This is a genomic window from Pseudomonas sp. LBUM1659, assembly GCF_059716045.1.
Genome location: NZ_CP166797.1, coordinates 5,840,651 through 5,859,703 on the forward strand (window position 1 = coordinate 5,840,651; position 19,053 = coordinate 5,859,703).

The 19,053-nt window shown below is 58.9% G+C and carries 15 protein-coding genes; 11 read left to right on the plus strand and 4 right to left on the minus strand.

The features are described 5' to 3' along the window. Positions 1 to 32 precede the first annotated feature (32 nt). Positions 33 to 2,429, minus strand: a complete 2,397-nt coding sequence (locus ACA048_RS26740) for a PAS domain-containing sensor histidine kinase (RefSeq protein WP_497626950.1) — start codon at positions 2,427 to 2,429, stop codon at positions 33 to 35. Between the two features lie 73 nt (positions 2,430 to 2,502). Between ACA048_RS26740 and ACA048_RS26745 the strand changes: the two genes are divergently transcribed. After that, entirely contained in the window at positions 2,503 to 3,480 is a 978-nt protein-coding gene (locus ACA048_RS26745) for an alpha/beta hydrolase family protein (RefSeq protein WP_497626951.1), read from the plus strand. 62 nt (positions 3,481 to 3,542) lie between these two features. Here ACA048_RS26745 and ACA048_RS26750 read toward each other — a convergent pair whose 3' ends face one another. From ACA048_RS26750 to ACA048_RS26760, 3 genes are read right to left on the minus strand one after another with little or no spacing between them, the layout of a single operon-like run. After that, positions 3,543 to 4,310: a TerB family tellurite resistance protein gene (locus tag ACA048_RS26750; protein WP_497626952.1), complete on the minus strand. Its 768-nt coding sequence runs from the start codon at positions 4,308 to 4,310 to the stop codon at positions 3,543 to 3,545. 1 nt (position 4,311) lies between these two features. Continuing rightward, positions 4,312 to 4,983, minus strand: coding sequence for an N-acetylmuramate alpha-1-phosphate uridylyltransferase MurU (murU, locus tag ACA048_RS26755; RefSeq protein WP_497626953.1), 672 nt, complete (start codon positions 4,981 to 4,983; stop codon positions 4,312 to 4,314). After that, on the minus strand, positions 4,980 to 5,999 hold the full coding sequence (locus ACA048_RS26760) for an aminoglycoside phosphotransferase family protein (protein ID WP_497626954.1): 1,020 nt from the start codon (positions 5,997 to 5,999) through the stop codon (positions 4,980 to 4,982). Before ACA048_RS26760 ends, murU begins: the two co-directional genes overlap by 4 nt. A gap of 130 nt (positions 6,000 to 6,129) precedes the next feature. Here ACA048_RS26760 and ACA048_RS26765 point away from each other — a divergent pair, with 130 nt between their 5' ends. The 10 genes from ACA048_RS26765 (at position 6,130) to ACA048_RS26810 (ending at position 19,038) form a co-directional block, all read left to right on the plus strand. Continuing rightward, positions 6,130 to 8,937 carry an LPS-assembly protein LptD gene (locus ACA048_RS26765; RefSeq protein WP_497626955.1) on the plus strand — a complete coding sequence of 936 codons (2,808 nt, stop codon included), beginning with the start codon at positions 6,130 to 6,132 and terminating at the stop codon, positions 8,935 to 8,937. Further along, positions 8,912 to 10,234: a peptidylprolyl isomerase SurA gene (surA, locus tag ACA048_RS26770; protein ID WP_497626956.1), complete on the plus strand. Its 1,323-nt coding sequence runs from the start codon at positions 8,912 to 8,914 to the stop codon at positions 10,232 to 10,234. The genes ACA048_RS26765 and surA overlap by 26 nt, the downstream gene beginning before the upstream one ends. After that, positions 10,231 to 11,220 (plus strand): 4-hydroxythreonine-4-phosphate dehydrogenase PdxA, encoded by a 990-nt coding sequence (gene pdxA / locus ACA048_RS26775; RefSeq protein WP_497626957.1) that lies wholly within the window; start codon positions 10,231 to 10,233, stop codon positions 11,218 to 11,220. The genes surA and pdxA overlap by 4 nt, the downstream gene beginning before the upstream one ends. After that, positions 11,217 to 12,035 (plus strand): 16S rRNA (adenine(1518)-N(6)/adenine(1519)-N(6))-dimethyltransferase RsmA, encoded by an 819-nt coding sequence (gene rsmA, locus ACA048_RS26780; protein ID WP_497626958.1) that lies wholly within the window; start codon positions 11,217 to 11,219, stop codon positions 12,033 to 12,035. Before pdxA ends, rsmA begins: the two co-directional genes overlap by 4 nt. Before the next feature lie 123 nt (positions 12,036 to 12,158). Further along, a complete protein-coding gene (gene apaG / locus ACA048_RS26785) occupies positions 12,159 to 12,539 on the plus strand; it encodes a Co2+/Mg2+ efflux facilitator ApaG/CorD (RefSeq protein WP_497626959.1) in 381 nt (126 codons plus the stop codon). After that, positions 12,539 to 13,420 carry a symmetrical bis(5'-nucleosyl)-tetraphosphatase gene (locus ACA048_RS26790; protein ID WP_497626960.1) on the plus strand — a complete coding sequence of 294 codons (882 nt, stop codon included), beginning with the start codon at positions 12,539 to 12,541 and terminating at the stop codon, positions 13,418 to 13,420. Before apaG ends, ACA048_RS26790 begins: the two co-directional genes overlap by 1 nt. 33 nt (positions 13,421 to 13,453) lie before the next feature. Continuing rightward, complete coding sequence (gene glpE / locus ACA048_RS26795; protein ID WP_008061556.1) at positions 13,454 to 13,783, plus strand: thiosulfate sulfurtransferase GlpE; 330 nt, start codon at positions 13,454 to 13,456, stop codon at positions 13,781 to 13,783. Positions 13,784 to 14,080: 297 nt separating this feature from the next. Beyond that, positions 14,081 to 16,003: a PrkA family serine protein kinase gene (locus tag ACA048_RS26800; RefSeq protein WP_010467160.1), complete on the plus strand. Its 1,923-nt coding sequence runs from the start codon at positions 14,081 to 14,083 to the stop codon at positions 16,001 to 16,003. Positions 16,004 to 16,207: 204 nt separating this feature from the next. Then, positions 16,208 to 17,479 (plus strand): YeaH/YhbH family protein, encoded by a 1,272-nt coding sequence (locus ACA048_RS26805; RefSeq protein WP_489334443.1) that lies wholly within the window; start codon positions 16,208 to 16,210, stop codon positions 17,477 to 17,479. Then, positions 17,476 to 19,038, plus strand: a complete 1,563-nt coding sequence (locus ACA048_RS26810) for a SpoVR family protein (protein ID WP_497626961.1) — start codon at positions 17,476 to 17,478, stop codon at positions 19,036 to 19,038. Before ACA048_RS26805 ends, ACA048_RS26810 begins: the two co-directional genes overlap by 4 nt. The last annotated feature ends 15 nt before the right edge of the window (positions 19,039 to 19,053 follow it).

Genomic DNA, 19,053 nt, shown 5'->3' on the forward strand with positions numbered 1-19,053 from the left:
GCGAGGGCGTCAGTATGGTCAACACACATTCTTCAGACTGCATCCAGCGGCACCCGCACACTCAACGTAGTGCCCTCCCCCGGCTCACTTTCAAGCAACAACCGCCCACCCATAATCAACACCCGCTCACGCATGCCGACCACACCAAAAGATGTCGGCCTGCCGGTTGCGGCGACAAATCCTACGCCATCATCACTGACGGTCAGACACAACTCGTCGCCTTCCAGCGCCAATGACAGTTCAACAGTATGCGCCTGGGCATGGCGCATGACATTGGTCAGCGCTTCCTGGAGGATCCGGAACAAGCCGATGGCCTTGGCATCGCTAAGCACCGGCAGATTGTCTGGCACCTGTACCAGACATGGTATTTGCGTGCGCGCCTCGAAACGCCGGGCCTGCCACTCGATGGCAGAAGCGATCCCGGCATCGAGAATCGGTGGTCGCAGCGCCGTGGCCACGTCGCGCACCAGTTGGAACAGCTGAGCGATCAAGCGTTTCATGCTGTTCAAGCGTTCGTTCAGCCCGGGGTCGAGTTGGGCGTAGGCCAATTCGCACATAGACGTTTCCAGTTTGAGCACGGTCAGCATCTGGCCCAGTTCGTCATGAACTTCCCTGGCGATACGCGCTTTTTCCTCTTCGCGCACGCTCTCCAGGTGGGCGGACAACTCACGCAGTTGTTCGCGGGAGCTGGCGAGTTCCAGCTCAATACGCTTGCTCTCGCTGATGTCCCAGACGATACCGTCCCAGACGTAAGTCCCGTCGTCGAGCCGACGGGTGATGGCTTTGATCTCGGCCCAGCGCTGTTCGCCCGAACGGGTCAAAATCCGTCCTTGCCATGACCAGTCACTGTCGGTATCCAGCGCATGGTCCTGAGTCAGGTGATAGCTGGCCTTGTCGTCCGGGTGCACCAGACTGCGCAGGCCTTTGTCGCGATGGGCCAGTGTGGCCGGCGAGTACCCCACCAGACTTTCACTGCCTTCACTGATGTAGGCAAAGTCGATCTGCCCTGTCACGGGCGCGCGCTCCAGGCGAAAGACCAGTCCCGGAACGTTGGCGGCGATCCCTTGCAACCGCGCCTCGCTTTCCTGCAACGCGGCCAGTGCACGGCGGCGTTCGGTCACGTCGTTGAGGTAAACAACCAGGTATTCGCCGTCGCGAAACCGCAGGAAACTCAACGAAACATCCGTCGGCAAAATGCTGCCGTCGGCCCGCACGCAGTTAGTTTCGAAACTTGGCGGTCCATCCTCACTGGCCCGCGCGCGTTTCCACAGATTCAGCCAGCGATCCATGTGCAGGCCGGGTTCGAAGTCGATCAGCGGTCGATCGATGATCCCGCCCGGCGGGTAGCCGAGCATGCTTTCGGCGGCGCGGTTGGCGTAGCGCACATGGCTGTCCCAATTGACCCAGAGAATGCCGACGGTGCTCTGATCGATGGAAAACTGGGTCAGGCGCAGCGCCTCTTCACTGGCCTCACGCAGAGCAATGTCTTCGCGCGCAGCCAACAGGCTTTGCTCCAGACCGTGCTGTTGGCGCCGCTGCCAGAACACGATAGCCAGGCTGCTCAGCAGCATGACGGCGAACAGCAAGCAAAGGTTTTGCCAGAACCCCGGGGACTCGGAAAGCCTTGGGTATTTAGGCTGCAACCATTGGTTATGCAGTTGCTCCAGGTCCTTGGCCGGGATCGCCCGCAGCGCACTTTCGACAATGCCGGCCAGCTCCGGCCAATCCCGGCGAGTGGCTACTCGCAGCAATTGCGGCAGGCCGATGTCGCCTACCACCACCAGCCCGGCGAACTCAGGCTCGGCGGACAAGCGTCCCAACTGGGCCTCGTCGACCACGGCGTAACCGGCCTGCTGACTCAGCAACAATTGCAGCGCCTGGCGCTCGATGGGCACGCCTTGAAGGTTCAAATGGGGATAGTTGCTGCGCAGATAATCGGCGGTCGCGCTGGGCATGCGCACCGCGACGCGGGTCTGGCTGTCGAGCTTCTCCAGCTCCACGACACCGGTGCCTTTCTGGTCACTGACCACCAGTTGCGGAACCCGCATGTACGGATCGGTAAATTGCCACAGGCGCAAACCGGCCGGCGTTTGCGTCAGCCCCACAGCGATGTCGATTTCACCCTCGCGTGCGGCGCCTTCCAGTTGCGCGATATCCGGAAAATTGCGCCAGCTGAGCTCAACCTTGAGCGCATCAGCCAGCCATTTCATCAACTCGACGTTCACCCCGGACAACCGCTGCAAGCGGCGATCGTATTGCGCAAAAGGCGCCTGCAACACCACGCCGACACGCAGCTCGCGATGGTCTGCCAGCCATTGCTGTTGCTGGGGTGACAATGGTGCGGCATGCACCGCTGGCGCAGACGCCGCCCACCCCATCAAGGGAAACCACAAACAGCCGATAACCCACAGGCAGCGAAAACGCATCATCGAAGTCTCACACACTGACAAACACTGACTAACCCATTAGGCTGCCGGAAACACTTCTGGCCTGGAATATCCGATGCCCCCTGTCTACCGCCTGGCACTGCCAGCATTGTGCCTGTCGCTGATCCTGCCTTGTGCCTTTTCTGTCGAGGCCGCGGACCTGGCGCCTGGCGCAGAAGAAAAACCGGCCGAACGCCAGCCATTGCTTGAGCGTAGTCAGGAAGAAGCCACAGCACTTGAGCGAAAAATCCCTGCTCAGGAACAGCAACAACTGCAAGCCGGCACCGACAACTTTCTGGCCTTGTGGAAGCCGGCCAATACCGCCGAGCCCAAGGGCGCGGTGATTATCATCCCCGGCGCTGGTGAAACCGTTGACTGGCCGCAAGCAATTGGGCCTTTGCGCCGCCAATTGCCGGACGCCCAGTGGAGCAGCCTGAGTATCACCTTGCCAGACCTGCAAAGCGACGCCATTGCGCCACGTATCGTTGAAGTCGCACCCGCGCCAAAAGCGCCGGATACCGGCAGCAAAGATTCCACCACCGCAGCGCCCATCGAGCAGGCCGCCGGCGGTGAAGCGCAAGTGGCCGACAAGGCCATCGTCGAAACCAGCGAAGAGCAAGCCAAAGCCGACGCTGAACGAATCTTCGCGCGTATCGACGCTGCCATTGCGTATGCCGAACAACAAAGCGCCCGCAGCATTGTCGTGCTGGGTCATGGCACCGGTGCTTACTGGGCCGCGCGCTACCTGAGTGAGAGGCAGCCCACGCAAGTGGAGAAATTTGTGATGGTCGCTGCCCGGACACCGGTTGCGACAAAGCCTGAGTTGGCTGAACTGACGCCGACGTTGAAGCTCGCGACGGCTGATCTCTTCTATGTGGATAAACCGCTGGATCGCAAAGCAGCGCTGGAGCGTTTGCAGGCCAGCAAGCGTTTGAAGACGTCGGCGTTCAGCCAGGTGTCGCTGAAGGCGTTGCCTGGGAATGCCAAGGCTGAGCAGGAGCAACTGGTGCGCCGGGTGCGCGGCTGGTTGAATCCGCAGAACGCGGCGGGCTGATAGACCGAGGCGCTGCCATCGCGGGCTTGCTCGCGAAGGCGTCCTCACAGGCGACAGAAGCCCTAGCGAAAACCCCGCCGCTCACGAATCAACGTATAAGCCGTGTGCAACTCGCGAGTCTTGTCCGTTGCCTCACGAACCTGCACTGCCGTCGCCCCGCTGCCGGCAATCTTGTCCGGGTGATGGCGACTCAGCAGGCGCCGATAAGCGCGCTTGATATGCTCCGGCTCGCTGGTTGCCGATACCCCCAAAAGCCGTAACGCATCTTGATAGCTAATGACACTGCTGACCTGTGGCCGCTTGTGCTGTTCATAATCGGCGGCCAATGCCTGAACCTGATGCGGCGTCCAGCCCAGCCACTTACCCCACTGGGCAATCAACTCGCGCTCACGACTGCCGGCACGGCCATCGGCCCAGACCATCCGCCAACAGGCGCGCAACACACCTTCTGCCGCATGAGGCTGTGCACTCAAGCGCCGCAAATAGCCGCGTAACCGGTCATTGCCCGACTTGCCGCGATTGAACGCAACAATGGCACGACGCTGCGCCGAGTCCGTCATGTCCAAGGAACGCATTTCCTGTCGGGCCTGCTGGATGTGGCCATCCAATACCCGCCCATCACTCTTGGCCAACCGTCCCAGCAACACGAAAAGCAGTTCATCATTGCGCAGCATCGGACGACCGCCGAGCTTTTCACACAGATGCCCAAAGCTTTGCAGATGCATGCGCCGATCCAGAGCCTGCCCCAACAAAGCGCCGAGCATGGCCCCCGGAATGCTGGCTATGGCAAAACCTGCTCCGGCTCCGATCAGAGTCCCTGGCCACAACATCTCAGCGGCTCGCTTCTATCAAGGCTTCAACTTCGGCCAGACGCTCGTGCGTGCCGACATCCACCCATTGGCCTTTCAGCCGTTCACCCGTCACTTGCCCGTCGGCCATGGCTTTGCGCAACAGCGGCGCAAGCTTGAAGGCCCCATCCGAACAACCGTCGAACAGCTGCGGGTGCAACACCGCGATGCCGCTGTACGTCAGGGTCGTGGTGCCTGGCTGACCGTCGCGCACGTGCCCGTCGGCCAGCGTGAAGTCGCCTGCCGGGTGATGGACCGGGTTATCCGCCAGCACCAGGTGAGCCAACCCGGCGCCGGGTTGATGCAGCACGCTGAAATCGTAGTCGGTCCAGATGTCACCGTTGACCACCACAAAGGCGTCATCACCCAGTAACGGCAACGCGCGGAAAATCCCGCCGCCGGTTTCCAGCGGCTCACCTTCCGGTGAATACTGGATGCTGACGCCGTAGCGCGAACCGTCGCCCAGATAATCTTCGATTTGCTGACCGAGCCAGGCGTGGTTGATCACGATTTCGCTAAACCCGGCTGCCGCCAGGGCGCGCAGGTGATACTCGATCAGCGGCACGCCGCCGGCGCGAACCAGCGGTTTGGGGGTGGTCAAGGTCAACGGGCGCATGCGCTCACCTTTGCCTGCCGCCAGAATCATTGCCTTCATGCATTCGCTCCGGCACGCAGACTCAGCAGCAACACATCCAGTTCGGCCAGTTCAGGCCGGCGGGCAATCACAGCTTCTATATAGGCAAAGAAGCGCGGTACATCGGCAAGGTAGCGCGGCTTGCCATCGCGATGGCAGATGCGGGCGAAGATGCCGATGACCTTCAGGTGACGCTGCACGCCCATCAGGTCGCTGGCACGCAGGAACTCTTCGAAATCCGGTTGAACCGGAATGTCGAGGGCGCCGGCTTGCTGCCAGTAAGTTTCGAGCCAGCCGCGCACACGCTCTTCAGGCCAACTGAGGAAGGCGTCTTTGAACAGGCAGGTCACGTCGTAGGTCACGGGCCCATACACCGCATCCTGGAAATCCAGCACACCCGGGTTCGGTTGGCTGAGCATCAAGTTGCGTGGCATGTAGTCGCGATGAACCAGGACTTTGGGCTGGGCCAGGGCGCTATCAATCAACAGATCGGTCACATTCTGCCAGAGCATTTTCTGCGCAGCATCGAACTCGATGCCCAGCTCATGTTTTACATACCAGTCGGGAAACAGTTCCAGCTCGCGACGCAACAGTGCGACGTCATAACTCGGCAACGGCGCAACCATCGGCAACTGCTGAAAAGCCAGCAATGCTTGTAGGGCATCGTTGAACAAATCATCCGCGTTTTCGCTGTCGATCACGTCCAGATAGGTCTTGTTGCCCAAGTCATTGAGCAAAAGAAAACCGCGTTCGAGGTCTTCGGCATATATTTGCGGCACGTTTATTCCGGATTTCGCCAGCAAAAAAGCGATATCCACGAAGGGTTTACAGTTTTCCTGAGGCGGTGGAGCGTCCATCACGATGAAGCTTTTACCTTCGCCTTCCCAGCGAAAATAGCGCCGAAAACTCGCATCGCTGCTGGCCGCAGTCAACGTGGCCGGGGGGACGGCGCCCCAGCCTTGTGCTGCAAAGAGAATCGCCAACTGCTCATCGAGCCAAACTTTCAGGTGTTGCAAACGTACATCTTGATCAGGCATTGCAAGGGTCTCCGACGGCGCTAGCCGTCAAGCGGGGCATGCTTTATTATCCAGCATCTTTTTCAGACCATCGAGAGGCGTGCGGCCCACACCGCGGGCAGATGGCACGCAGGAAGCCCGGACTAATAAGATGGCATTGAAATCCCCCGCGTTTCGTAAAAAATTTCCGTTGTTGGTTACCGGCAGTTTGCTGGCCCTGCAACCCTTGGCCACTTCATTCGTGGTTGCCGCGGAACAGTATGACTGCTCAGCCTCTGCTTCGGGTGCCTGGAGCTGCGCGCCAAAAGCGACGACGGCGACATTACCACCGCGCCCTGTCCATGAAGACAGCGCAGTTCCCGCCACTGGCGAAACTGCAGCCCAGAGCGGCTCCAGCGAAGAGACCGGCGCCAAGCCTGCACTCGTTACCGAGTCCAAGGGCCGCGGCCTGAAGTCGCGTAGTGAAGACTACAGCCACCTCGACTGGGTGCCACGCGAAAATCTCACTGCTGCACAGTTGGCCGAAACCGGTCCTTACTGCGCTGGCGCCTATGTCGAACCGATTCGTCCTGGCATGAATGACAAGACGAATAAAAGTGACGCGCCTACCTTTATCGGCGCCAAAGCCTCGCGCTATAACACCGAAGATCAGGTCGGCACGCTGGCCGGTGACGTCGTGTTGCGTCAGGGCAGCATGCAGGTCGAGTCCGACGAGGCCAGCCTGTATCAGGCCGAGAGCCGCGCCGAACTCAATGGCGACGTGCGCATCCGCGACAACGGCGCACTGATCGTCGGCGACCACGCCGATGTGCAGCTCGACACCGGTGAAGCCAAGGTCGACAACGCCGAATACGTGATGCACAAATCCCGTATCCGCGGTAACGCGCTGTACGCCAAGCGTGCTGAAAACGCGATCATCCGCCTCAAGGATGGTACGTACACCACGTGCGAACCGAACAGCAACGCCTGGCAGCTCAAGGGTAACAACATCACCCTGAACCCGGCGACCGGCTTCGGCACCGCGACCAACGTGACATTGCGGGTCAAGGACATTCCTGTCCTGTACACGCCGTACATCTATTTCCCGATTGATGATCGTCGCCAGTCCGGCTTCCTGCCGCCGACCATCGGCACCGGCAGCGATACCGGCTTCATGCTGGTCACACCGTATTACTTCAACCTGGCACCGAACTACGATGCCACGTTGTACCCGCGCTACATGGAAAAGCATGGCTTGTTGATGGAAGGCGAATTCCGCTACCTCACCCAGTCCAGCGAAGGTCAGTTCGGTGGTGCGTACCTCAACGACGAAGACACCGAGCGCAGTAAAGAGACCGACTACCGCAAAGACCGCTACATGTATAACTGGCAGCACAAGGGTGGTCTGGATTCGCGCGTATTCACGCAAGTCGACTACACCAAGATCAGCGATCCTTATTACTTCCAGGACCTGCAGACCGACCAGATTGGCGTGAAAAGCGCTGACTACGTGAACCAGCAAGGCTCGGTCAGCTACCGGGGTGACAGTTATACGGCGCGCGTGAACGCTCAGGCATTTCAGTTGGCGACCGTTCAGAACGTCACCCCTTACGATCGATTGCCGCAGATCACCTTCGATGGTGCGCTGCCTTATCATCCAAGCGGCCTGAATTTCAGCTACAACACTGAAATCGTGCGGTTTGATCGTGACCTGAAAAATGGCACGTTCACCGATCAAGACGGCAATGTGAGCCCTCAGATAGACACCAACACTCAGGGCTTGGCGCGCGCTACCGGCGACCGTCTCAACCTGGCACCCGCCGTCAGCCTGCCGCTGGACTGGACTTATGGTTTCCTGAAGCCGTCGCTCAAGTACCAATACACCCAGTATCAACTGGACCTGGACAGTATCGGTAAAAGCCAAATCGTGGCTCAAGATCAAGCCGCAGCTGCAGCTGGGACAGAAAATTTAAATGGCAATTTCGACAGCAACCAGAATCGTGGTGTGCCGATCGCCAGCATCGACAGCGGCCTGTATTTCGATCGAAAAACCCAATGGTTCGGCAAGAACTATCGCCAGACCCTTGAGCCGCGCCTGTACTACCTCTATGTGCCAGAGGTTGACCAGGAAGACATTCCTGTTTTCGACACCAGCGAAAGCACTTTCAGCTACTCGTCGCTGTTCCGTGACAACCGCTTTACCGGCTCCGACCGTGTCGGCGACGAGAACAAACTGTCGCTGGGCATCACCAACCGCTGGATCGAAGACAACGGCTTTGAACGTCAACGCATCAGCGTGGGCCAGGCCTTGTTCTTCCAGGACCGCAAAGTACAGATGCCAGGCGTCGCAGATACCCGTGCCGACTCTACAGCCAGCGTTTCGCCGTACGCACTGGAATACGAATACCGCTGGAACCGCGACTGGCGCACCACCGCCGACTACAATTGGGACCCGGACAGCCGCAGCCCTCGCTCGGGTAGCGCGATGTTCCACTACCAGCCTGAAGACAACCCGAACAAGGTCGTCAACGCCGGCTATCGCTATCGCAACGATCAGGTGCTCTACAACCAGAACACCGGTCAATGGCAGTTCGGCGGTGACTACGGCGTTGAGGGCCAGCCTGGCTTCGTGAAGGACTACTACAAGATCAAGCAGCACGACTTCTCGGTGATCTGGCCGATCGTGCCTCAGTGGAACGCCATCAGCCGCTGGCAGTATGACTACAACCAAAACCGTACCCTGGAAGCCTTCGGTGGTTTCGAGTACGACAACTGCTGCTGGAAACTGCGCCTGATCAACCGTTACTGGGTTGCCTATGACGAGTTCAGTCAGAACGCGCCACAAAACGAAACGGGCGACCACGGCGTCTTCCTCCAAATTGTTCTGAAGGGACTCGGCGGCCTCACCGGCGCCAAAGTAGAGAGCTTCCTCGACAAAGGCATCCAAGGTTATCGTGAACGTGAAAACCAAGCTTTCTGATTGTCTGCGCCCGCTACTGCTGGGCGCGCTGTTTCTGGGTACTGCGGCCAACGCCGCCGTACAGTCCATCGATAAAGTGGTGGCCATCGTCGACAACGACGTGGTCATGCAGAGCCAACTGGACCAACGCGTTCATGAAGTTCAGCAAACCATTGCCAAGCGTGGCACTGCCGTGCCGCCAGCCAGCGTGCTGGAGCAGCAGGTGCTTGAGCGTTTGATCGTCGAAAACCTGCAATTGCAGATCGGCGAACGTTCGGGCATCCGCATTACCGATGAAGAACTGAACCAGGCGGTGGGCACCATTGCCCAGCGCAACAACATGACCGTGGATCAATTCCGCGCCGCGCTGGCTCACGACGGTCTGTCCTACGACGACGCCCGTGAACAGATTCGCCGCGAAATGGTCATCAGCCGCGTGCGTCAGCGTCGCGTGGCCGAGCGCATCCAGGTGTCCGAACAGGAAGTGAAGAACTTCCTCGCCTCCGACCTTGGCAAGATGCAATTGTCCCAAGAGTTCCGCTTGGCCAACATCCTGATTCCTACGCCGGAAAGCGCCAACTCCGACGCGATTCAGAATGCTGCCAAGCAGGCCGACGCGGTTTACCAGCAGCTCAAGCAAGGTGCTGATTTCGGTCAGTTGGCCATCGCCAAGTCTGCCAGCGAAACCGCACTGGAAGGCGGCGACATGGGCTGGCGTAAAGCGGCTCAATTGCCACCTCCGTTCGATCGCATGTTGAGCACCATGTCCGTTGGCGAAATCACCCAACCCATGCGCACACCCGGCGGCTTCATCATCCTCAAGATTCTCGACAAGCGCGGCGGCGAAACCCAGGTGCGCGACGAAGTGCACGTGCGCCACATCCTGGTCAAACCAAGCCCGATCCGTGACGAAGCAAAAACCAAGGCCCTGGCTCAGTCGCTCTACGCGCGTATCGAAGCGGGTGAAGACTTCAGCGAATTGGCCAAGAGTTACTCGGAAGACCCGGGTTCTGCCCTCAACGGCGGCGACCTGAACTGGATCGACCCGAACGCACTGGTACCGGAATTCCGCGAAGTGATGGCCAAGACCCCGCAGGGCAAGCTGTCCAAGCCGTTCCAGACTCAGTACGGCTGGCACGTTCTGGAAGTGCTTGGCCGTCGCGCCACCGACAGCACCGCCCAGGCTCGCGAGCAACAGGCAATGACCGTACTGCGTAACCGCAAATACGACGAAGAGCTGCAAACCTGGCTGCGTCAGATCCGTGACGAAGCGTACGTAGAAATCAAACTCCCTGGTGCAAGCCAGGCAGCACAGTGAAACCCAAGCGTTTCGCGCTGACTCCCGGCGAACCGGCCGGCATAGGTCCAGACCTGTGCCTGCTGCTCGCCTCGCACGCCCAGCCATACCCCCTGATTGCCATTACCAGCGCCGACCTGCTCCTTGAGCGGGCCGCGCAGCTGGGTGTGGTTGTCAATCTGTTGCCGGTAACGCCGGACAGTTGGCCGGATGTTCCTGCTCCAGCCAACAGCTTGTATGTCTGGGATACACCGCTCAATGCGCCGGTCACCGCCGGCCAACTGGACAAGGCCAATGCCGCGTTTGTCCTGGAAACCCTGACCCGTGCGGGTCAAGGCTGCCTGGACGGGCATTTCGCCGGCATGATTACCGCCCCCGTGCACAAGGGTGTCATCAACGAATCCGGTATTGCCTTCTCCGGGCACACCGAGTTTCTCGCTGACCTGACCCATACCGCACAGGTGGTGATGATGCTGGCCACGCGTGGATTGCGCGTGGCGCTGGTCACCACTCACCTGCCCCTTCGCGAGATTGCCGATGCGATCACGCCGGAGCGCCTGGAGCGGGTCACACGAATTCTGTACGCCGACCTGCAAGAAAAATTCGGCATCGCCCAGCCACGCATCCTGGTCTGCGGGCTCAACCCGCATGCCGGTGAAGGCGGACATCTGGGTCATGAAGAAATCGACATCATCGAACCTACATTAGAGCGCCTGCGCGGTGAGGGCATGGACCTTCGCGGCCCCCTGCCCGCCGACACTCTGTTCACCCCCAAATATCTGGAGCACTGCGACGCAGTGCTGGCGATGTACCACGACCAGGGCTTGCCCGTGCTGAAGTACAAAGGCTTCGGCGCGGCAGTCAACGTGACCCTCGGCTTGCCGATCATCCGCACTTCGGTCGACCACGGCACCGCCCTGGACCTGGCCGGCAGCGGTAAAATTGACACCGGCAGCCTGCAAGTCGCCCTGGAAACCGCCTACCAGATGGCCGAGACCCGTTTATGACCGAGCATTACCAACACAAGGCGCGCAAACGCTTTGGCCAGAACTTCCTGCACGATGCCGGCGTTATCGACCGTATCTTGCGCTCTATCCACGCCAAAGCCGAAGACCGCGTGCTGGAAATCGGCCCGGGTCAGGGTGCCCTGACTCAAGGCCTGCTCAACAGCGGTGCCCAGTTGGACGTGGTGGAACTGGACAAGGACCTCGTCCCGATCCTCAATCAGCAGTTCGCCGACAGGAGCAATTTCAGCCTGCATCAGGGCGATGCGCTGAAGTTCGATTTCACCAGCCTGAATGCTGCGCCGGGTAGCCTGCGTGTGGTCGGCAACTTGCCGTACAACATTTCCACGCCGCTGATTTTTCACCTGCTGCATAACGCCAGCCTGATCCGCGACATGCACTTCATGCTGCAAAAAGAAGTTGTCGAGCGCATGGCGGCAGGCCCGGGTGGCGGTGATTGGGGCCGTCTGTCGATCATGGTTCAGTACCACTGCCGGGTCGAGCATCTGTTCAACGTCGGCCCGGGCGCGTTCAATCCGCCGCCGAAAGTTGATTCGGCCATCGTGCGCCTCGTGCCTCACGCGGTACTGCCACACCCGGCCAAAGACCATAAATTGCTGGAACGCGTCGTTCGCGAAGCCTTCAACCAGCGCCGCAAGACCCTGCGCAATACCCTCAAGTTGCTGCTGAGCAATGCCGAAATCGAAGCCGCCGGCGTCGATGGCAGCCTGCGTCCCGAGCAGCTCGACCTGGCCGCCTTCGTGCGCCTGGCCGACAAGCTCAGCGAACAAGTCCTGAACCCGCCCGCCGTCGACTGACAGGTGACAAGCGTTATCGGGTAGGACGCCAGACGCGATGTCTGGTTTACTACCCGGTACTTGGCCTAGACTGATCTCCATCAGCTACGCCCCGCGTCCCGCTTCGTTTTTAAGGCCTCTTGCATGTCCGATCCTCGTTATCAGGTCGACGTCAGCGTCGTCACCCGCTATCTGGCAGAACAATCGCAACCCGAGCACAACCGCTTTGCCTTCGCGTACACCATTACCGTGCACAACAATGGCGAGCTACCGGCCAAACTGTTGTCGCGGCACTGGGTGATCACCGACGGTGACGGGCATGTCGAGGAGGTCAAGGGTGCAGGCGTCGTGGGCTTGCAGCCGCTGATCCAGGTCGGCGAAAACCACACCTACAGCAGCGGCACGGTCATGACCACTAAAGTCGGCACCATGCAAGGCACCTATCAGATGATTGCCGACGACGGTAAGCATTTCGACGCCATCATCGCTCCATTCCGTCTGGCGGTGCCCGGAGCCTTGCACTAATGGCAACGTACGCCGTTGGTGACTTGCAGGGCTGCCTCGAACCCCTGCAGTGCCTGCTCAAGCAAGTCGCTTTCGACCCGGCCAAGGATCGTCTCTGGCTGGTGGGCGACCTGGTCAACCGTGGTCCGCAGTCGCTGGCAACCTTGCGCTTTCTCTATGGACTTCGCGAATCGCTGGTGTGCGTACTGGGCAATCATGACCTGCACTTGCTGGCCGCCGGGCGTAACATCGAACGCCTGAAAAAAAACGACACCCTGCGCGAGATTCTCGAAGCACCCGATCGTGCGCAGCTGCTGGAGTGGTTGCGCCAGCAAAAGCTCATGCACTACGACGAACAGCGCGACATCGCCCTGGTACATGCCGGCATTCCACCGCAGTGGTCACTGCGCAAAGCCCTGAAATGCGCCGCCGAAGTTGAAGAAGCCCTGCGCGACGACAACCGTATCGCCCCGTACCTCGACGGCATGTACGGCAACGATCCGGTGAAATGGGACAACGACCTCAAGGGCGTGACCCGCCTGCGAGTCATCACCAACTATTTCACCCGCATGCGTTTCTGCACCAACGAGGGCAAACTCGACCTCAAGAGCAAGGAAGGTGTCGGCACAGCGCTACCGGGCTATAAGCCATGGTTCACGCACAAGGAGCGCAAGACCAAGGGCCTGAAGATCATCTTTGGACACTGGGCGGCACTTGAAGGTCAATGTGACGAGCCGGGGATCTTCGCTCTCGACTCCGGTTGTGTCTGGGGTGGAGCGATGACCCTGATGAATGTCGATACCGGCGAGCGCCTGCAGTGCGAATGCAGCGAGCAAGGCCATGCCCTGCCACCCGTCGCCCCCATCATTAATGAACAATCACCAGCCAGCGCCCCGCGCTAGGCTGCTCTATCAGCCGAGCCACAGGAACCCGCCATGAGCGAATTCAAACGTATCCCCCCGGAGCAGGCCCAGGCCCTGCGCGAACAAGGCGCAGTGGTGGTCGATGTCCGTGATCCTGCCACATTCGCCGCGCTGCACATCAGCGGCTCGAAGCATCTGGACAACCACTCCTTGCATGCCTTTATTCAGGGCGCAGATCTGGACGCGCCGACGGTAGTTGTTTGCTACCACGGCAATTCCAGCCAGGGCGCCGCGGCTTACCTCATCAGTCAGGGTTTCTCCGACGTCTACAGCATGGATGGCGGTTTTGAGCTGTGGCGCACGACTTATCCTGCGGAAACAGCGCAAGGCACCTCGGAATAATTTTTTTTGTAACGTGCAAGCCCCGCCCCCCGCGGGCTCGCGCGGTGGCAGACGAACGGTCTGCCACAACTAATTACGTATCTCGCCTTTACCTCCCGAATTAGCAACTATCCTTAAGCGCAGGCCATCCAAAACAGGGGAGAGCCGGTACACCGGCGCGCGGGTCATCGGGAGTAGCTTTCGGAGTGGTCAGCTCCGTTAGAGTTCTGGGGGGTAAACAGCGACCGCCTGTTCGGTTGCTGCCAGCATCGACTGAGTGATCCGGCGTCGGCTCCACGTATCGAGCGAGGTGACGTCATGAGTATCTTTAGCCACTTCCAACAACGATTCGAGTCCACACGCCAGGAAGAACTCTCGCTGCAAGAGTATCTTGAGCTGTGCAAACAGGACCGCAGCGCCTACGCCTCCGCCGCCGAGCGTCTATTGCTGGCCATCGGAGAACCGGAGCTGCTCGACACCTCGACCAACTCGAGACTGTCGCGAATTTTTTCCAACAAAGTGATCCGCCGCTATCCGGCCTTTGAAGACTTCCACGGGATGGAAGAATGCATCGACCAGATCGTGTCGTATTTCCGCCATGCCGCTCAGGGCCTGGAAGAGAAGAAACAGATCCTCTATCTGCTCGGCCCCGTCGGTGGCGGTAAGTCATCCCTGGCCGAGAAACTGAAACAGCTGATCGAAAAAGTGCCCTTCTACGCGATCAAGGGCTCACCGGTATTCGAGTCGCCACTGGGTCTGTTCAACGCCACCGAAGATGGCGCGATCCTCGAAGAAGACTTCGGCATCCCGCGGCGCTACCTCAATACCATCATGTCGCCATGGGCCACCAAGCGCCTGGCCGAATTCGGCGGCGACATCAGCCAGTTCAGGGTAGTGAAACTCTATCCGTCGATCCTCAATCAGATCGCCGTGGCCAAAACCGAGCCGGGAGACGAAAACAACCAGGACATCTCGGCCCTGGTGGGCAAGGTCGATATCCGCAAACTGGAAGAATATCCACAGAACGACGCCGATGCTTATAGCTACTCGGGCGCGCTGTGCCGGGCCAACCAGGGCCTGATGGAATTTGTCGAAATGTTCAAGGCGCCGATCAAGGTGCTGCACCCATTGCTGACGGCCACCCAGGAAGGCAACTACAACAGTACCGAAGGCCTTGGCGCGATTCCGTTTACCGGGATCCTGCTGGCCCACTCCAACGAGTCGGAATGGCACACCTTCCGCAACAACAAGAACAACGAAGCGTTCATCGACCGGATCTACATCGTCAAAGTGCCGTACTGCCTGCGGGTCAGCGACGAAGTGAAGATCTACGACAAGCTGCTGTTCAACAGCTCTCTGGCCAAGGCCCATTGCGCGCCCGACACGCTGAAGATGCTCGCCCAGTTCACCGTGCTCTCGCGCCTCAAGGAGCCGGAAAACTCGAACATCTACTCCAAGATGCGCGTGTACGACGGTGAAAATCTCAAGGACACCGATCCGAAGGCCAAGTCGATCCAGGAATATCGCGACAACGCCGGTGTCGACGAAGGCATGAACGGTCTGTCGACCCGGTTTGCGTTCAAGATTCTGTCGAAGGTCTTCAACTTCGATCCGCACGAAATCGCCGCCAACCCGGTGCACTTGCTGTACGTGCTGGAACAACAGATCGAACAGGAACAGTTCCAGGCCGAAACCCGCGAACGCTACCTGCGCTTCCTCAAGGAATACCTGGCACCTCGCTACATCGAGTTCATCGGCAAGGAGATCCAGACTGCTTACCTCGAGTCGTACAGCGAGTACGGCCAGAACATCTTCGATCGCTACGTGCTGTACGCCGACTTCTGGATCCAGGACCAGGAATACCGCGATCCGGAAACCGGCGAAATCCTCAACCGCGTCGCCCTGAACGAAGAACTGGAGAAAATCGAAAAACCGGCCGGCATCAGCAATCCGAAGGATTTCCGCAACGAAATCGTCAACTTCGTACTGCGCGCCCGGGCTAACAATAACGGCAAAAACCCGACCTGGCTCAGCTACGAAAAACTGCGGGTGGTTATCGAGAAGAAAATGTTTTCCAACACCGAAGACCTCCTGCCGGTCATCAGCTTCAACGCCAAGGCCAGCAAAGAGGACCAGCAGAAGCACAACGACTTCGTCACACGGATGGTCGAGCGCGGTTACACCGACAAACAGGTACGACTGCTGTCCGAGTGGTATCTGCGGGTCAGAAAATCACAATAACCCGCTGCCGGCAAGACCGGTTGTCGTCAGCCAGAGGCCTGTGTACGCATTTTCTGTTACACAAGCCTCTGGAAGGTGTTCGAAAGTCGGTAGCGAGTTCAAGCAGCATCCACAGCGCTTGGGGGAGCGTCGCATATCCCTTGGCCCTCGGTTCGATGCTGCATCACCGCTCGCCCCTTTCAGGACAGCTTCTAAGGAGCAGTCATGAGCTATGTGATCGACCGACGTCTCAATGGCAAGAACAAGAGCACGGTGAACCGTCAGCGGTTTCTGCGGCGTTACCGTGACCACATCAAAAAGGCTGTCGAAGAGGCGGTCAGCCGGCGCTCCATTACCGATATGGAGCACGGCGAGCAGATCAGCATTCCCGGCCGCGACATCGACGAGCCAGTGCTCCACCATGGCCGTGGCGGCAAGCAAACCGTCGTGCACCCGGGCAACAAGGAATTCACCAGCGGCGAGCACATTGCCCGTCCGCCCGGAGGTGGCGGCGGCAGAGGCCCCGGCAAGGCGGGCAACTCGGGTGAGGGGATGGATGAGTTCGTCTTCCAGATCACCCAGGAGGAATTTCTCGAGTTCATGTTCGAAGACCTCGAGTTGCCGAACCTGGTCAAACGCAACCTGACCGGCACCGACACGTTCAAAACGGTGCGCGCAGGCATCAGCAACGAAGGCAACCCGTCGCGCATCAACATCATCCGCACCTTGCGCTCAGCCCATGCACGGCGCATTGCCCTGTCCGGCAGCAGTCGGACAAAACTGCGTGAGGCCAAAGAAGAACTTCTGCGACTCAAACAGGAAGAACCGGATAACTTCGGCGATATTCAGAAAATCGAAGCAGAAATCGAAAAGCTCAGTGCGCGCATTCATCGCATCCCGTTCCTCGACACCTTCGACCTCAAGTACAACCTGCTGATCAAGCAGCCGAACCCCAGTTCCAAGGCGGTGATGTTCTGCCTGATGGACGTATCCGGCTCCATGACGCAGGCGACCAAGGACATCGCCAAGCGTTTCTTCATCCTGCTTTACCTGTTTCTCAAGCGTAACTACGACAAGATCGACGTCGTGTTTATCCGCCACCACACCAGCGCGCGGGAAGTGGATGAAGAAGAGTTCTTCTACTCGCGCGAAACCGGCGGCACCATTGTGTCCAGCGCCTTGAAACTGATGCAGGAAATCATGGCCGAGCGCTATCCGAGCAACGAGTGGAACATTTACGCCGCCCAGGCTTCAGACGGCGATAACTGGAACGACGACTCGCCGATCTGCCGCGACATTCTGATCAACCAGATCATGCCGTTCGTGCAGTACTACACTTACGTTGAGATCACACCGCGCGAACATCAGGCCCTTTGGTTCGAATACGAACGCATCGCCGAAGCCTTCTCTGACACTTTTGCCCAGCAGCAACTGGTCTCGGCCGGGGATATTTACCCGGTCTTCCGTGAACTCTTCCAGCGCAGGTTAGTGACATGACCGCCAAAGAGCAGAAGCGCCAACCCATTTCCACCGGCTCCGAATGGACGTTCGAGCTGATCCAGGCCTATGACAAAGAAATCAGTCGTCTGGCGGCTCGTTACGCACTCGATACGTACCCCAACCAGATCGAAGTAATCACCGCCGAGCAGATGATGGACGCCTATGCCTCCGTCGGCATGCCGCTGGGTTATCACCATTGGTCCTATGGCAAACACTTCCTCAGCACTGAAAAATCCTACAGCCGTGGGCAGATGGGGCTGGCCTACGAGATTGTGATCAACTCGGACCCGTGCATCGCTTATCTGATGGAAGAGAACACCATCTGCATGCAGGCGCTGGTTGTGGCGCATGCCTGCTATGGACACAACAGTTTTTTCAAAGGCAATTACCTGTTCCGCACCTGGACCGACGCCAGTTCAATCATTGATTACCTGGTGTTCGCCAAGCAGTACATCATGCAGTGTGAGGAACGCCACGGCATAGATGCGGTAGAAGACCTGCTCGATTCCTGCCACGCGCTGATGAACTACGGCGTAGACCGCTACAAACGTCCCTACCCGATTTCGGCTGAAGAAGAACGGCGTCGGCAAAAGGACCGGGAAGAGCATTTGCAGAAACAGATCAACGATCTGTGGCGCACCATTCCAAAAGGTGCAGACAAATACAGCGACAAGGACAATGCGCGCTTCCCCGCCGAACCTCAGGAAAATATCCTGTACTTCATCGAAAAACACGCGCCGCTACTGGAGCCCTGGCAGCGGGAAATCGTGCGGATCGTGCGCAAGATTGCTCAATACTTCTATCCACAACGCCAGACCCAGGTGATGAACGAAGGCTGGGCCACGTTCTGGCATTACACGCTGATGAACGATCTGTACGACGAAGGCCTGGTCACCGATGGCTTCATGATGGAGTTCCTGACGTCCCACACCAGCGTCGTCTTTCAGCCGGGCTTTGACAGTCCTTACTACAGCGGAATCAACCCTTATACCCTTGGGTTTGCCATGTACCGGGACATTCGGCGCATGTGCGAAGAACCCACCGATGAAGATCGCCACTGGTTCCCGGAAATCGCCGGCACCGACTGGCTGTCGGCCATCAAGTTCGCCATGAGTAGCTTCAAAGATGAGAGCTTCATCCTGCAGTACCTGTCACCGAAAGTGATCCGCGACCTGAAGTTGTTCAGCATTCTCGATGACGACCAAAAGGACGACCTGCTGGTGCCAGCGATCCACGATGAAGATGGCTATCGCATCATCCGTGAAACCCTCGCGGCGCAATACAACCTGGGCAATCGCGAGCCTAACGTGCAGATTTACAGCATTGACCGGCGTGGCGACCGCTCCCTGACCCTGCGGCACCAGCAACATGATCGCAAGCCGCTGGGCGAGTCCACCGAGGAAGTACTCAAGCACTTGCACCGTCTGTGGGGCTTCGATATTCACCTGGAAACCCTGCAAGGGGATCAGGTGATGAAAACCCATCATGTACCCCCCAGAAATGAGCACAGCGAAGGAGATTACGGGCGGCTGGACTTGGCCGTCATTCATCTTTGAGCGAGCCAGAACCTC

Coding starts and splice junctions, on each gene's coding strand:
- apaG (WP_497626959.1), top strand. CDS start 12,159: ATGTCCGATCCTCGTTATCAGGTCGACGTCAGCGTCGTCACCCGCTAT.
- glpE (WP_008061556.1), top strand. CDS start 13,454: ATGAGCGAATTCAAACGTATCCCCCCGGAGCAGGCCCAGGCCCTGCGC.
- ACA048_RS26810 (WP_497626961.1), top strand. CDS start 17,476: ATGACCGCCAAAGAGCAGAAGCGCCAACCCATTTCCACCGGCTCCGAA.
- murU (WP_497626953.1), bottom strand. CDS start 4,983: ATGAAGGCAATGATTCTGGCGGCAGGCAAAGGTGAGCGCATGCGCCCG.
- ACA048_RS26790 (WP_497626960.1), top strand. CDS start 12,539: ATGGCAACGTACGCCGTTGGTGACTTGCAGGGCTGCCTCGAACCCCTG.
- ACA048_RS26750 (WP_497626952.1), bottom strand. CDS start 4,310: ATGTTGTGGCCAGGGACTCTGATCGGAGCCGGAGCAGGTTTTGCCATA.
- ACA048_RS26805 (WP_489334443.1), top strand. CDS start 16,208: ATGAGCTATGTGATCGACCGACGTCTCAATGGCAAGAACAAGAGCACG.
- rsmA (WP_497626958.1), top strand. CDS start 11,217: ATGACCGAGCATTACCAACACAAGGCGCGCAAACGCTTTGGCCAGAAC.
- ACA048_RS26800 (WP_010467160.1), top strand. CDS start 14,081: ATGAGTATCTTTAGCCACTTCCAACAACGATTCGAGTCCACACGCCAG.
- ACA048_RS26765 (WP_497626955.1), top strand. CDS start 6,130: ATGGCATTGAAATCCCCCGCGTTTCGTAAAAAATTTCCGTTGTTGGTT.
- ACA048_RS26740 (WP_497626950.1), bottom strand. CDS start 2,429: ATGATGCGTTTTCGCTGCCTGTGGGTTATCGGCTGTTTGTGGTTTCCC.
- ACA048_RS26745 (WP_497626951.1), top strand. CDS start 2,503: ATGCCCCCTGTCTACCGCCTGGCACTGCCAGCATTGTGCCTGTCGCTG.
- ACA048_RS26760 (WP_497626954.1), bottom strand. CDS start 5,999: ATGCCTGATCAAGATGTACGTTTGCAACACCTGAAAGTTTGGCTCGAT.